We start from the raw sequence: 15562 nt of genomic DNA, 5'->3' as shown, positions 1-15562 counted from the left end.
ATCTGTAAAAGTATTAAGATTTTTTATTCCTTTTATATCTTGCTAAAATATCCACTACAGCTTGATTTTGCAATAGTGCAGGGTTTAGCTCCAGCATTTTTTTTATCAATTTAGGACTTAGCTCCATTCCCAGCTCTAATTGCAGAACAGCTTCCTTGGTTTTACGTAAAGCAAATAAGAAAGCACTTTTATAAAACAGAAATATCGTTTTCCCTGTGGTCAACTCCAATGCATGATCAGTATACTCTAACCCTTCTTCATAACAATTTACACTATACAAACACTTTAATAATTCTATCCAGCCATTACTGTTTTTAGGTCTTGTACGAACAACATTTCCGAAATATTGTATCGCATCTTCTATTTTACCAATTTGCATATAGCATTGCCCTATGGCCAAATTATACTCTGGCTGCAGACGATGAATACGCATCGCCGTTTGTAAATTCTTGATAGCACTGTCCCATACTCCTTCATTCATATAAGTACAGGCTATTTTGTAGTACAATTGACTATCATCCTGATTAAGGTGAGTGGCTTTTCTGTAATGAAATCTTGCTTGTGCGTAGTTCTTTAACTTATCATAACAATGGGCTATAGCCTCATAAATAACATCCTCCGGACGGGCAAGTTCTAATACTTTCTGCAATACCTCAATTGCCTCTTTATATTTTCTTAGCCTTAGATAGGCATCCCCCATATTACGATAAGCATAATCAAACTTTTCATCGATAGCCACAGCGTATTGATAGGCATCAATTGCCTTTTCGTATAATTTAATACCCTGGTAGGCTGCAGCAAGATTAAACCAGGCCAGTTCACTAAAAGGATACTCCTCGATGATTCTTTGATGTAGACGTATCCCCTCCTCATTTCTTCCGGTAAAATCTGTCCAGAAACAAATTTTATAGAGAGCCTCCTCATTATTGGGATCAATGTCAAGGATCATCACCAAACAATCAAAAACTTTGTCAAAATTCTCATAATCATCGTAAACATCTGCCAATTCAAATAATAATTCCAGTTTTTCTTCTCCGTCAAAATAATCAATGGCCATTTCCAGCACCATTGCTGCCTTTTCCTGCTGATCTAATGCCAGATAGGCGTCTGTTTTTAAAATATATAGGTTTATATCGCTGCTATCGAGGATTTCTGACTGTTCCAGCACATCCAACGCCTCTTTATAGCGTTTGTCGGCAATCAAAAGATCTGCCTTTTTAAGCAATAATGCAGATGAATAAGGGTATTGCTCTGCAGCATATTCAGCTGCTTCCAGCGCATTGGCCAACTCATCTTTTTCATCAAAATAATCAATAATTAATTCGAAAGCATCCTCATCTATAAAGGAGTGACTTCGGCCGGATTTGAGGTTATCGTATTGCTGCAATAACTCTTGCAGTTCATCCTGGTTTTGACGATTTGGATATTTACTCATTCGCTAATAGGTTACTGTAAAATACATCATTTTATATTAAAAATCAAGAAATTATATTTTTAACATATAAAACAGTTAAAGAAATGTAAAAAATAGATGCCCATGTTTTGTTTTTTTTATAAAAATTCTGTTATATTTGTACCGTAAACTCTTTACAATGAACAAATTCGCTAAAAGGCTGCTTATATTGACTGTACTCTTCAGTACGGTGAATGCCGTATTTGCCGATAGAGGGTTTGGCAAACGTAATAAGAACAGAGCTACATTGAACGTTAATACAAGCCCTTCTGTATCTTTAAGAAATGCAATTTCTTTTAACTTGAGAACGGGGCTTTCTTACAAAGGTTCATTGCTGACTTCCGTTCAAAGATCCGGTAATTTTATTACTACTAATTCTATTGTTACTTATCAAAAAGGAAATACTACTTACATCATTCCTTATAAAAATAAGTTTGTGATGCCTGAAATGCGTCAAGGTTATAGCGGTGTTAAGCTTGTTATCAAATCCAGAAAATAAAAACATTACGATATATAAAAAAAATCCCGATCAAATGATCGGGATTTTTTTTATATCACTACTTATCATTTAATTTTTATTCCCTAGTTGATTTTCCTGGTATGTCATTACTCTATACCCAGATTTTGGGAATTCAAATATCGAAGTTGATAAAGGATTAAAATCAATTTTTGCAACAGTATATTTAAACTTTAACTTCCCTGATTCGTATTCATATTGCATTGCCAAACCAGGTAAGTTTTTGAAAGTTTGATCATACTCTTTGTTGATCAAATTAATATCAGTTGTATAATATACCGTAAAGCTGGTTCCATCTTTCAATTTTGCAATAGCCTTTAAACAATTATATCCAGCTATAGTAGCTGTTTCGCCTGTTGTTTCAAAAACAGCTCCTTCATATTTTTTATTCTTTAGATCCCAATCGGCTTTGGTAAGAGTGATCATTAATTTCTGACCACTATATTCTTTTAGAATGACTGCTATAGTCTGGTTGCCTGTTTGTGTATTGTGAATGGTTGACTCTACCCCTAAAGCACTTGTCATAGAAGTACGGCTTAAGCCTCCCTTTAAATAAACAATTGAAGTGGCTCCATCTAATGCATCTGCCATCTGTGGCTCTTTATTGTTCGTTTGTATAACTATGTTATACGTTATTGTACCTTCTGATAATACTTTCTGAGCAAAGGCAGAAACACCACTTAAAAGCATTATTGCCAGTCCAAACATCTTTATCGTTTTCATTTTCAGATTTCTTTAGTTAAAGATAATAAAATCTCATGCCAAACACACGCTGCCACATAATTAAAAGACCTGCAACGGATCAAAAAGGTTGCAGGTCAATTTAATTTAACTATACTTTACAGTAATTTAATTTTGATTTCGCTTTTTCAAATCCTGTACTTTTTGGTTTGCTTCCTGCATTGCCTGAATTTTTTCCTGCAGTTTGCTTTGTTTAACAGGCTTTTTCCGATTCTCTTCTATCTGTGCTAATATTTTATCGTGGTCAATGATATACTTCTGAATTACTATCTGTAATATCAAGGTGATTGTATTAGAAACAGTATAGTACCAGGTAAGTGCTGCAGGTAAATTATTGAACACACCTAATAACAATACCGGGAAAATATATGGCATATATTTCATTACGGGATTCGAATCATCCTGCATACTGCTCATGCTATATATTGAGATAAGCAAACTTGTAACTACCGCTGTTAATGTAAAAAGACTTACATGATCGCCATAAAAAGGAATACTAAATGGTAAATTATAGATTGAATCATGAGCAGCTAAATCTTTTGCCCAAAGAAAATTCTGTCCTCTTAATGAAATATTAGACTGGAAGAAATAATAGAGTGACATGAATATTGGTATCTGTAATAATGCAGGCAAACATCCACCCAATGGACTAACTCCAGCACTTTTCCATAATTTCATTTGCTCCATGCCAAACCCTTGTTTATCCTCTCCGAATTTTGCTTTTAGTTTATCAATCTCAGGTTTCAATGCTTTCATCTTGGCTCCACTAACATAACTCTTGTATAATATTGGAGAAGTAAGTAAACGAATGAACAACGTCAATAATAAAATCACTATTCCTAAACTTGCAACATTTTGTCTCAAGAAATCGAATACCGGTAACAGTAAGTGACGGTTAATATATTTTACAAATGCAAAAACACCGCTACCATATGGTACAATATTTTCCATTTGATTATTGTAAGTTTTCAAAACATTGTAATCGCTGGGACCGTAGTACAATTGTAATGGAACCTGGGATTTTCCAGCCATATCAATTCTGCAATACGCCACTGCCTCTGTTAAAATATGCTTAGCTGTATCGGCTGGTATTGTCCATTTGATCTGTGCAGATTGAAATTTATTTTTAGCTGCCAATGTTGTAATAAAAAATTGTTGTTTAACAGCTAACCAATCTACTGCTTTATCAAATTTTTTCTCATCTCCATTACCTAGCATTGAAAAATCATACTTACTATCATCTACATAACAAATATGTGTTTGCTGTTTTTCGTATTTAATATCCTTTTCAACCTGCGGAGTTTGAGTTTGCCAAAGCAGGTTAATAGTATTTTGATTAACCAGTTTATCGGCACCATTCATAATGATAGCAAAATCTACCAGGTAACTATCCGGATGTATCGTATATTGATGGATGACTTCTTTACCTAAAGAATCTTTGATACTAAAACTTATCGTCTGACTTTTGTCTGCATTATCAACTTTAGCAGCAGCTGTAAAATTCAAATCTGCTGTTTCTGCGGTTTTATTTACCCCGGAATTTATTTTGTAAGATATTTTATTAAAATCTCCACTTTGTAATATCAATGGTTTCGCATCAAAGGTTTTAAACTTTTTTAATTCAACTGATTTCGGTTGTCCTCCCCTATTAGTAAATGAAATTTTTAACACTTCATTTTCTACAATAGTTAATTGTTCCGGAGTATTTAATGCTTGTTTAAATTCTGCTGCCGATTCGATTCTTTTAGCAGAATCTAATTTCAATGAGTCAAGTCTGGCCAATATTGTATCAACCTTTGGTTTAGCTCTTTCTATTGAATCAGCAATTCTTTTTTGCTCTGCCTCTAATGCCTTACTACCTCTGCTGTTGAAGTAAAACATTCCCATCATTAATAACCCTATCAACACAAATCCGATAACCGTATTTCTATCCATTCCCATAATATAAATTTAAAGTTGCAAAGGTATGTAAAGTTTATAGTTGTTTCTTATCGTTACAAAAAATGCCCCGTTTGATCGGAGCATTTTCTATATAAACATATTTTCAATTTATTTTTTTGCAGCAGCAGCTGGCGCAGCAGCAGCGGCTTTAGGTGCAGCAGCTTTAGGAGCAGCAGCCTCTTCTTGTTTCAACTGACGAGTCATTGTAACTGATGCAATAGGAATACGTGGAGAGTTCATTATTTCCATGTTTTCAGCAATAACATCTGATACTCTGATATTACCATTTAATTCAAGAGAAGAAATATCCAATTCGATATTTTCACGTAAATATTTAGGTAATAATTTCACTTTTACGCTTTTGATTTTCGTTACCAGTTTACCACCAGATTTAACTCCGGCAGGTACACCTGTAAATTTAAGCGGTAACGTTACAGTCACTTTTTTATCTTCTACCAGTTCCAGAAAATCTACATGTATTAATCTGTCACTTACTTTATCAAATTGTAAGTCTTTTAATACACATTTGTATGATTTGCCATCAACTTTTAATTCTACCACCATAAAATCAGGGGTATATACTAAATGTTTAAAAGCTGTTGCAGGAGCAGCAAAATTGATTTCGGTAGCACCTCCGTAAATTACAGCTGGCACTTTTTCCTCAAGGCGAAGTTGGCGGGTGGCTGATTTGCCAAATTCGGTCCTGATTTGTCCTTCGATTGTAATTGATTTCATTATTAAATTTTTTATGAGCGGCGAAGGTAAGAAAAAACGGGCAATTCGCAATAGACAATTTGCAAATTAATTTCATCAATACAAAATTCTTTGCCTCTTGTATTTTGTCAATTGCCAGTAACTTATTGTTTATTTCTTATTAGCGATCCTGCTACGCAGAAAAAGACTATTTATACTCTTGTTTTCCAATGCATTACGTATTGCGATAGCAAATAATTCTGCGGTTGAAACAACCTTTATTTTATTACTTAGGTGTTTTACCGGGATGGTATCGCAAACCACCAACTCTTCCAATACACTACTATCTATATTTTCATAAGCTTTTCCGCTCAAAACAGGGTGTGTACAAAACGCTCTAACGCTTCTGGCTCCTTTCTCCATCAACAAACCGGCACTTTTAGCTAATGTTCCGCCTGTATCACAAATATCATCTATCAATACTATATCCCTGTCCGTTACATCCCCAATTACCACCATACTGGCTATTTCGTTCGCTCTTTTTCTATGTTTATCACATATTACCATTTCGCATTCAAAATAAGTAGCAATTTCTCTTATACGGTTAGCACTTCCTACATCCGGAGCCGCAAAAGTTAAATTTTCAAGGTTCAGACTCTCAATATATGGAATAAAAATAGCAGATGCATCCAGGTGATCAACCGGAATATCAAAATATCCTTGAATTTGTGGTGCATGCAAATCCATGGTAACCACTCTGTCGGCGCCGGCAGCTGTAAGCATGTTGGCAACTAATTTTGATCCGATTGCAACCCTTGGCCTGTCTTTTCTATCTTGTCTTGCATAACCATAGTAGGGCATTACGGCAATTACTTTATAGGCTGACGCTCTTTTAGCAGCATCAATCATGAGTAATAGTTCCATTAAGTTATCTGTAGGAGCAAAAGTACTTTGTATTAAAAAAACAAATTGTCCACGGATACTTTCCTGAAACTCAACGCCTATTTCCCCATCGCTGAATCTTTGAATATTTACTTTACCCAGAGGTTCTCCGAATTTTTTGGCAATTGCTTCGGCAAGATACTGTGAGCCAGTGCCAGAGAAGATTTTAGCGTTGTAGTCCATGATTATTGGTTGATGGTGATGTTAAAAACTTTTGCAAAATTAATCTTTAATAACTGATGATAAACTTTATATGATAGAAAATTTCAACAAAGCATCCACGTCTATAAAAAATTGGGCTGAAGATGACAGGCCAAGAGAAAAATTAGCAATCAAAGGTTGCGAGGCATTAAGCGATTCTGAATTACTTGCCATCCTTATAAATAATGGCACTAAAGAGAAGTCAGCAGTAGAACTGGCTAAAGATATCTTACAACTTGGGAGTAACAACTTAAATGAGTTGGGAAAACTTTCTCTTAAAGATTTTACCAGCATAAAAGGCATAGGCCAGGCAAAGGCAATTACCATTGCTGCTGCATTGGAACTTGGCAGAAGAAGACAAGCTGCCAATGCTTTAGAGAAAATTGTAGTAAGAAAAAGTAACGATATCGCTGAATTTTTAAGAGCCAAGATAAAAGATTACAGCTATGAAGTTTTTGGAGTGTTGTTCCTGAATCAGGCCAATAAAATAAATCATTTTGAAATCATCAGTTCCGGCGGTATCACCGGAACTGTTGCCGACCCAAGAATTATCTTAAAAAAAGCTTTAGATGCTGATGCTACTTCGCTTGTGCTATGCCATAATCATCCTTCGGGAAATTTAAAACCAAGTCAGGCAGATGAAGCTATCACTTATAAAATAAAAGAAGCCGCAAAATACTTCGACATTAAAGTAATTGATCACATTATTGTTAGCGAAGATGGGTATTACAGCTTTGCGGATGAGGGGTGTATTTAGTTTTAGTGAATAGTTCTTAGTTGATAATTGATAGATTAAATATATGGCGACGATTCGAAGATTTGAAAGTCTGGCAAAAGGCTAAATCACTGTGTAGTGAAATATTCGAAATGACATCAAAAGGGAAATTCTCAAACGATTTTGCTTTGATAGATCAAATCAATAAATCATCCGGGTCAGTGATGGATAATATAGCCGAAGGTTTTGGACGAATGGGCAACAAAGAATTTATTAATTTTCTCACTTATGCTAATGCGTCATTACTAGAATGCAACTCTCAGGTTTATAGAGCGTTTGACAGAAACTATATTATACAAGAAGCCGGAGAACGGCTATTCAGGCTTATTGAGGAGATTGGCAAAATGATAAATACTTTAATTGTATACCTAAGAAAGTCTGATTTTAGAGGACAAAAATCCAAAGAGAGACCTACGACAAAAGAGTAACTTACAATAGAAGATAGCATTGATAAAATACGTCAATAAAAACCATAAACTAAAAACTATCTTACGCCTGTGCTGGTGGTCCTCCAAAAGTAAATGGCAATTCTACCTGATCCATATCTTGTATGTTACCATTAGATGCTTCAAACTTTTTAACGTTCTCGATCATAGCTTTCATAAACCTTTTTGCATGAAATGGAGTGAGTATGATACGGCTTTTAACTTTACTTTTCGGAGTACCGGGCATTACATTCACAAAGTCTATTACGAACTCTGCATGACTATGGGTGATGATGGCAAGATTGGCATATTCTCCTTCAGAAACCTCTTCACTGATCTCGATATTTAATTGATTGGGCTGTTCTAATTGATTACTCATTGAATTATTTTTTACAAAGATAATAGAATAAAAAAAGACAGTCACTGATATCAGTGACTGTCTTTTTTTATTCTATTAAAATTATTACGGATTCTTAACTATTGCAGAACCAGTTGCAGGAACATTGAAATCCAACTCATTTTGAGGCACATCCCAATAATCCATGTAATTGTATTCCATAAAACATGGTTTAGGTGTATCAGTAGCTGTTCCGGCTACTGCACTAGGCAAATACACTATTGCATTTGCTCTACCACCACCAGCTGAAGCAGGAGCTGTTACGCCCCATCTTCTTGCATCAAAAAATGCCAGTCCACGTATAGCTAATCCAATTCTTCTTTCTCTACGTAACTCTTCTTTGGCTTGAGCTAGGTTTAGACTAGTACCAGCAACATGAGCAAGTCCGGAATTTTGATAATCCCTTACTGCATCAATATATGCCAATCCGGTTTCAATCTGCGATTTGTTAATATAAGCTTCTGCCAACATCAATGCATTTTCTTCATAACTACAAGCAAAAGGAGTAAAACCTTCATTTGCAGCTGTAGTCAGAGAACCTCCATCTTCAATAGGAATAGCTCCCCATCTTGTTCCGAATTGCAAACCTCTTGCTCTTAGATCGGTAAAAGCACTCAGGTCATAGTAAGCATCGGTAGCAGGAGGATAAGGCAGTTCAACAACGTCTCTGGTAAACCTTGCATCACCAACTTTATAATCCTGAACAAACCTTTCACTTAAGAAAGCAAATTGTACATTAGGACCATGAAGTAAAAGCGGATGTAAAAAACTATTAGACAGATCGTTGTTACCATCTGATGTCATTCCAAATTTGAAATAATTGTCTGTAGATTTTAACCCGTTACTTGCCAAATCAATGATAGCTTGCCAATCGCCGGCAGTCATGTCAGCAGTCTTTTTATTTACTAATAAATTACGTGCCTTGTATGAATTAATTGCACGTTTCCACATTGCAGGTGACACAATATGACTATTATCATTAAAAGATAATACCATTTGACTCATTAATAAATCATAATCTTCATTACCGTCATCAGGCAGTGTAGCCAATTCTGCAGCGCATAAGTCAAAGTTTCTGTTTGCTTCTGCAATAATTGCATTATGATCAACATAATTATTGTTAACATCAATGGTATTGTAAATTAAACCTGCAAGATATGTAGAGCCAATTCTTGAATAAGACAATCCTTTCCACCAATAAGCCCAGGCTTTAAAAGCTGCTTTCTTAGTAGCTGCATCTCCTGATAATCCAACACCATCAATAGATGATAGCATAGTATTTGCCTGATTGATGAATAAATAACAAACTGTCCATTCATATAAGAAAGCGTTTCTATCCCCGGCAGCTCTACTATTAAATCCTTGTAAAGATACTTGTTGAGTTACACCAAAAGGATTGGTAACGACAGTTGAATTGGGTAAAGTAATTCTGTACACCTGATCAACCCAGCGCCATCCAAAGTTACCATAAGGTACAAAGGTTTCATCCCCCAGGACACTTTGTGTAGACATGGCAATCGCCAAAATGTTAGAATTACCAGCGTTAGGCACATCAAATATTGTTCTTTGAAGAATACCTGCTGCATATGAAATCATACCTGATTCCGTAGCCAATGATCCGGATGGAGTAGGATTATTAGGGTCATTTTGATCCAATAGTGACTTTTTACACCCACTAAAAATCAGCATGTTGATGGCTAATAAACTTAAAAATATTTTTTTCATAATTTAAATTTTTAATTGTTAAAGACCAACTCGTAAACTGATTTGGTATGATCTTAAATTTGGTACAGCAAAATAATCAGACCCATTGATTGCACCTGAATAGCCATCACGAGCCTCGTTACCTTGAGAATCGGAAGTTGTAGTTGCCTCAACATCTAATCCTGAGTATTTGGTTATTGTAGCCAGGTTTCTTCCTGAAACAGATATTGATAATGCTTTAACCCAATTCAGATTTAAAGCATTTTTCAAGTCGTAAGATACCGACACATCTCTTAATCTCAGGAATGAAGCATTTTCAACAAACCATGTAGAAGGTGAAACGTTATTATACAAAGAGTTGTAATATGCAACATATGCACCACTTGCTCCATTTACAGTAACTGCTTTGTCGTAGTCTTTAGATAATCTATCTCTGTATAACCACTGACGTGTAGTGTTGTATATTTTACCTCCATAACTCCAATCCCATTGGAAAGAGAAGCTAAGGTTTTGTTTGAAAGTAAATTCATTAATGAATGAAGCTCTGAATTTAGGAACTGAAGAACCAGCTGTTTTAGCATCGCTGGCATCAGTCATTTGAGCTTTTGCTGTAGCTTTTTCAACTACTATTCCGTCTACTAATTCGTAGTTTCCTTTATCAGCTTCTGCTATATATCTTGATCCATTAGGACGAGTTTGATCCAAACTGCTTAATGGAGCCTGGAAACTAAACAGACCTAATTCCTGTCCTTGTCTTACAGTAAAAATCCCTTGTACTATATCTGCACCACCTGCTATTTTAACAGCTTTGCTTTTTGCAGCACCCATTCTGTATCCAAAATTCCAGGTGAAATTTTTCTTAGACAATACATCTGCATCGATTGACAGGTCAAAACCTTTAGAATCAATATCAGTTAAGTTATCTAACTTTTTAGCATACCCTGAAGAAAGGGGTAAATCTTGATATTGTAAAGCTCCAACAGTTTTACGTGTCCAATAACTGAATGAAAGGCCAATTTTTGGGAAAACTGATGAAGATTTTGTTTTAAAAATCATATCTGTTCCAATCTCAAATTCTTTAGATCTTTCAACTGTTAAATTTGGATTTGCGTAAATAGAACTTGTACTGATAGTAGATAGATCACCCAATTGAGCAACAATAAATGTATTTTGTCTGCTATAGGTTGATGGCTGGATACCGGCTTCAGCATAAGCAGCTCTCAATTTCCACTCTGATACACTTTTTAAATTCCAAACTTCGGTAGGTCTGAAATAAATAGCTCCTCTAGGGAAGGTTGCTGCTTTTTGTCCAGCCCCAAAATTTGAAGAAAAATCAGAACGGAAACCTCCAGAGATACCTATCATATCTTTATAATCAATACTTTGATTGAACAATGTACCAAAGGTTATAAAAGTAGAATAGAAATCCAGCGCAGTTTTTGTAGTTGCTACTCCAATATTATAAGGAGGATACGCAGGCAATTCTGAACCTTTTGCATAATATTGTCTTTCATCATATCTTCTGTAATCATAAGATACCTGAGTTACAGTTTTGATTGGAGTCTTTAAATTAAAATCCTTTTCAAAATCGGTTTTTACATAAACTGTAGCTAATGAGTTTTGTTGTTTGTGATTAGTATAAGTGTTAGTGATCATACCCTTAACAGTTTGTCCCCAATAAGCGGTACCAGCCTGTAAAGAAGATTCTTGATTGAAATAGAAACTTTTATCATCAATATTTCTGAATTCAACACCATATTTGTAATCCAACTCAACAAAACGAGGGAATTTATAATTGATGTTTGCGTTCTCAATAATTCTGTAAGTTTTAGATGATCTGTCTCTCCATTCATTTTCAGATAATGGATTTAAAGAACCCGGATCATCTGAACGAGGTAATACTACCAATTTACCGTTAGCATCTCTATTTAAGAAATCGATATGAGGAAATGCAGTTACAATACTAAAACGTTCAGGATTAGTGGCTCCGATACTTGCATCGGCATCGCCACTTGCTAAATTTTCATTGGTGAAAATTGTTTGTAGATTATTTCTTAGCGTAAGACCTTTAGCCAATTCAAATCCAAGATTTGCAGAAACGTTTGTTCTTGAGTATTTATTACTCATTACGTTCTGTTCGTTGTATTGAGATACTGTAAGAGAATAATCTGTTTTATCGCCACCACCCAAAATATTCACGGAATTATTAAAGGTATAAGCAGGATTATATGCTTGTTTTAAATGATCATATGTCTTTTCAGCATATGGTTTATCCTGTTTCAACAAAGGATCAGTACTAGTAGAGATAAAATCTCCTTTTGGCCAGGCTCCTGTAATAGGATCTGCTTCAATTCTAACACCACCTTGAGTTATATACCCATCTGCATTTGTTTTAAAAGAATGGTGATCTGCGATGATATCTTTATCTCTGATAATTACCCCTCTGCTCGCTTGAGAAAGAACATTGATCTCCATCTTTTTATTTTTAGCGCCTTTTTTGGTAAACACCTGGATTACACCATTAGCTCCCTGAGCACCATATAACATACCACCTGCAGCACCTTTCACAACCTCCACTCTATCTACGGTACTTAGATCCAAGCCACCAAGGCCCGAAACTTCAATACCATCTACCATGATCAATGGTGGCAAATAGCTCAATGTGTTTATTCCTCTTAGAATGATCGTCGGATCAGCCCCCGGAGTACCACTCTGGAATTGAATGTTTGCACCAGCAATTTTACCTACCAAAGCCTGTTCCACATTACCAACCACACTTTTCGATACATCTTTAGTGGATAATGTAGCAACATCAATCGCTACTTTCCTCTTACTGGTGGCAGAACCAACCCCTGTGACAACCACTTCACTCATACTTCTGGTATCCTGCTTAAGTGATATTGAAGCAGTTCCTCCCGAAACTCTTGCTGAGGTACTTTCGAAACCAACTCCCGAAAACTCAAGAATTGCATCGCTTTTGCCATCTAACGAAAAAGAACCATCCGAGGCCGTGCTGGTACCTGTATTGGTTCCCTTTATTTTAACGGATATGCCCGCCAATGGAGCTCCGTTTGCATCTGTTACTTTCCCGGTAAGTTTTTGTTGGGAAAACACAGATAGTGTGCTTATTAAAAGCACTGCCAAGACTGCTGTAATTTTTCTCATAGCTTAGTTTTGTGTTATCAATAGTGAATTTAAAAATAAGAAATATTTAACAATTAACAATATACTTTGACAAATGTTTTGTTCTATACGCTGCTTATTTTGAAATAATGTGCTAAATACACATTAAAAAAGAATTATTGAAATTTAAGAAAGGCGTAAATTCTTAATAAAAATTAAACAGTTTTTATTTATTCAATAAAAACTGTTTAATAAAAGAATATATTTTTTAGAAAGTTTGATTTTTAGAAAAACCAGGTGATCCATGCTTTACCATCTTTTGCACTCACCATATCATATGTAGTAAGACTCGTTTGCACAAGGTAATACCCTTCAGGTATAACCAATTGATTTCTTGATAATCTTGCAGGCCCAGTTGTTGGATAAGACCCATAATTGCCTAATAATGTGAATTTAATTAATCCATCGGTTCCAATAGAATGCGTAATTGCTGCACCATATTTAAGCGTAAGCGCTGTATTATCAGCATTTAAGAATATTGGTGCAAAAAAATCATTCCCGGGGTCATATTCCGGCCAGTAAACAAGATAGTAATATTTAGATAAAGAGTTGATTGCATAAGCATCGTCCACCCCATTTACATGAAAACCATCCCAAGCTGCCCAGTAGCCATCATTATCGATCACATATTGGATCCAACGATTAGGTGCATCTGTATCTATTTTTACCGGAAGTATAGTTTCTTTAATTTCACCGGTTTTGTCGCCCGATTTTATTGTTAAGGTTTGTGTAGAAGCATTCCAATTATCTACATTTAAAGAACTTATTGTTTGTGAACCATTTTGTACCGGAGATATTAATACTAGCCCAGCTGTTGTGTTATAAAACCCGGTAGTATGACTTTGTAAATTTCCTCCATCTAACCAACTAAAAGTAATGGTTCTATTCTGTTTATCCAGCCGTATATCATAACTTATACCATCAATCGTTAAACGTTGATAATAAGTAAGAAAATTACTTATATATTTTGCTACAAGATTTGTCCATTGTCCTCCCGTGTAGAAGTCTGCCTCAGTTTTAGTCGCTCTGATCAAGGTAAGTTTAGCTCCATTTACTTTACCCACCATTTTTAAAGTATCCGTTGTAATGCTGTCTCTATCAAATATAAATTCGAAATCAGATAATAAGCCCTGACCTACTGGTCCACCATTAACATTTGAAACCACTCCTAAGTTATCTTCATTAGGATCAGCCAATACATGAACATATGAGTAAGTATCAAAAATAAGTGTAGGCTGTTGCTGTTGTCTCAGCCTATAGCTACTTTCCTGCAATGTTTTAGCTGATGTAGTATCAAAATCCGATACCATCGACACTCTGTTAGTGTTGGTAAATTTGAAATAAAATCCATAAACAGATTTTGCGTCATTTGCTACTGTGATGTAAGCTTTCCATCCATTTTCAGCTCCTGTTAAAATTGCCTGATATTTCGCCAGGGCAGCATTAATACGTTCATCAGGAGTTTGATCAAATATATAATCGGTTTCCTTTTTACATGCTGATAACAGTAATGTTATACCAATAAAAAACAATGCAAACTTCTTCATGTTTTCTTTTTTATAAATTTATATTCCTTCCTTTATAGTGATCAAAAGAAGTAAAATATTCTAATTTGATTCAAACAATGACAACGATTTTGTATTAGTGTCATTCATTAATAAAATTCGTTAGCCACCGCTGCTCTAACTCTTGTTTGTAAACTATTAAAATCTATCCCCCAAGAATCTGCGAAGTATTTACGTATTTCATCAGCCTTGGTATTTAATTTTATTCTTGCATTGGCAGCAGTTAAACCACTTGAGCCAGTTCCTGAAATTCCGGCCAATAATTTTTTCCAACCCGGATCACCGTATACCAATAAGAAAGAAATCATTTCTGCAAAATCCTCCCCTGCTGCACTGGAAGCATATGCTGTAATAAAGCCATTTTTTCTTGCCTCAACATCATCTGTATTGATCCAATCACTGGAGTAGCCTCCTGAAGTAACCGCATCAAAAGAGCTTGGTCTTCTTTTTGTTTGATCGAATATATGGCTGAACTCATGATGTACAGTTAAGAAAAGATCTTTTTGTAAAGTAGTATCAGCCGGTACATAGCCAGGATATGTTTTGTTTTTATAATAATTTAATTGAAACAAAGATATTTGTCTGCCACCTCCAGCTACTCCCACCGTTGCACTACCGTCAGGATTGGCTGCAGAGCTACCTGCTAACACAAAGTATTTGGGCGTATATTTATTGAAGAAAGTAAGACTGGTTTCCTGAATATACGGCTTAGCCCAAATTCTACGAACGGCATCCATTACCGGCACTACCTGTGATTCATTTGGAGGTACAACATTTTTTTCTATTTGATTAACAGAAAACTGATTCCATTTATACTTTACATCAATATTGTAAGGCACAACTAAACTATCATATATCCATTTATCTATTGCAGACGGAGTCCACACATCGCCTCCCAAGCCAGGAATGTTATCTACATTACCGATAGCATCATCTTTTCTACAAGATGAAAAGAACAGTACTAGTGCTACACTGTAAACGGCAATTTTTAATATTTTCATTTTATTACTTTTAAAAATTATTAT

General features: G+C 35.3%; 13 protein-coding genes. 3 read left to right on the top strand and 10 right to left on the bottom strand.

Going from position 1 to position 15562, the window contains the following annotated elements; all coding sequences use genetic code 11:
- Positions 1–13: 13 nt before the first annotated feature.
- On the bottom strand, positions 14–1435 hold the full coding sequence (locus LK994_RS07690) for a tetratricopeptide repeat protein (RefSeq protein WP_229759489.1): 1422 nt from the start codon (positions 1433–1435) through the stop codon (positions 14–16).
- A 157-nt stretch (positions 1436–1592) separates the two neighbouring features.
- On the opposite strand from LK994_RS07690, the gene LK994_RS07685 reads away from it, so the two are divergent.
- The gene (locus LK994_RS07685) at positions 1593–1952 is read left to right on the top strand and encodes a hypothetical protein (RefSeq protein WP_229759488.1); all 360 of its coding nucleotides are present in this window, start codon (positions 1593–1595) and stop codon (positions 1950–1952) included.
- Positions 1953–2021: 69 nt separating this feature from the next.
- On the opposite strand, the gene LK994_RS07680 is transcribed toward LK994_RS07685, so the two are convergent.
- The 4 genes from LK994_RS07680 to LK994_RS07665 all read right to left on the bottom strand — a co-directional run bounded on the left by LK994_RS07680 (position 2022) and on the right by LK994_RS07665 (position 6470).
- Positions 2022–2693 carry a hypothetical protein gene (locus LK994_RS07680; protein WP_229759487.1) on the bottom strand — a complete coding sequence of 224 codons (672 nt, stop codon included), beginning with the start codon at positions 2691–2693 and terminating at the stop codon, positions 2022–2024.
- Positions 2694–2819: 126 nt separating this feature from the next.
- Positions 2820–4652: a membrane protein insertase YidC gene (gene yidC / locus LK994_RS07675; RefSeq protein ID WP_229759486.1), complete on the bottom strand. Its 1833-nt coding sequence runs from the start codon at positions 4650–4652 to the stop codon at positions 2820–2822.
- 108 nt (positions 4653–4760) lie between these two features.
- Positions 4761–5387 (bottom strand): 50S ribosomal protein L25, encoded by a 627-nt coding sequence (locus tag LK994_RS07670; RefSeq protein ID WP_229759485.1) that lies wholly within the window; start codon positions 5385–5387, stop codon positions 4761–4763.
- A gap of 129 nt (positions 5388–5516) precedes the next feature.
- Positions 5517–6470 carry a ribose-phosphate pyrophosphokinase gene (locus tag LK994_RS07665; protein WP_229759484.1) on the bottom strand — a complete coding sequence of 318 codons (954 nt, stop codon included), beginning with the start codon at positions 6468–6470 and terminating at the stop codon, positions 5517–5519.
- Positions 6471–6540: 70 nt separating this feature from the next.
- Between LK994_RS07665 and radC the strand changes: the two genes are divergently transcribed.
- Positions 6541–7245, top strand: a complete 705-nt coding sequence (radC, locus tag LK994_RS07660; RefSeq protein WP_229759483.1) for a RadC family protein — start codon at positions 6541–6543, stop codon at positions 7243–7245.
- 20 nt (positions 7246–7265) lie between these two features.
- Positions 7266–7691: a four helix bundle protein gene (locus tag LK994_RS07655; protein WP_317206727.1), complete on the top strand. Its 426-nt coding sequence runs from the start codon at positions 7266–7268 to the stop codon at positions 7689–7691.
- A 61-nt stretch (positions 7692–7752) separates the two neighbouring features.
- Here the strand turns inward: LK994_RS07655 and LK994_RS07650 are convergent, their stop codons facing one another.
- The 5 genes from LK994_RS07650 to LK994_RS07630 form a co-directional block, all read right to left on the bottom strand.
- On the bottom strand, positions 7753–8067 hold the full coding sequence (locus tag LK994_RS07650) for a DUF3467 domain-containing protein (RefSeq protein ID WP_229759481.1): 315 nt from the start codon (positions 8065–8067) through the stop codon (positions 7753–7755).
- A gap of 84 nt (positions 8068–8151) precedes the next feature.
- The gene (locus LK994_RS07645) at positions 8152–9810 is read right to left on the bottom strand and encodes a RagB/SusD family nutrient uptake outer membrane protein (protein WP_229759480.1); all 1659 of its coding nucleotides are present in this window, start codon (positions 9808–9810) and stop codon (positions 8152–8154) included.
- An 18-nt stretch (positions 9811–9828) separates the two neighbouring features.
- Positions 9829–12954, bottom strand: a complete 3126-nt coding sequence (locus tag LK994_RS07640) for a SusC/RagA family TonB-linked outer membrane protein (protein WP_229759479.1) — start codon at positions 12952–12954, stop codon at positions 9829–9831.
- Between the two features lie 242 nt (positions 12955–13196).
- Positions 13197–14519, bottom strand: a complete 1323-nt coding sequence (locus LK994_RS07635) for a DUF4302 domain-containing protein (protein WP_229759478.1) — start codon at positions 14517–14519, stop codon at positions 13197–13199.
- Positions 14520–14626: 107 nt separating this feature from the next.
- On the bottom strand, positions 14627–15538 hold the full coding sequence (locus LK994_RS07630; RefSeq protein WP_229759477.1) for a substrate import-associated zinc metallohydrolase lipoprotein: 912 nt from the start codon (positions 15536–15538) through the stop codon (positions 14627–14629).
- Between the last annotated feature and the right edge of the window lie 24 nt (positions 15539–15562).

It is taken from the genome of Ferruginibacter lapsinanis (genome assembly GCF_020783315.1).
Taxonomy (GTDB): Bacteria; Bacteroidota; Bacteroidia; order Chitinophagales; family Chitinophagaceae; genus Ferruginibacter; species Ferruginibacter lapsinanis.
This window is presented reverse-complemented; position numbering and strand designations above follow the sequence as displayed.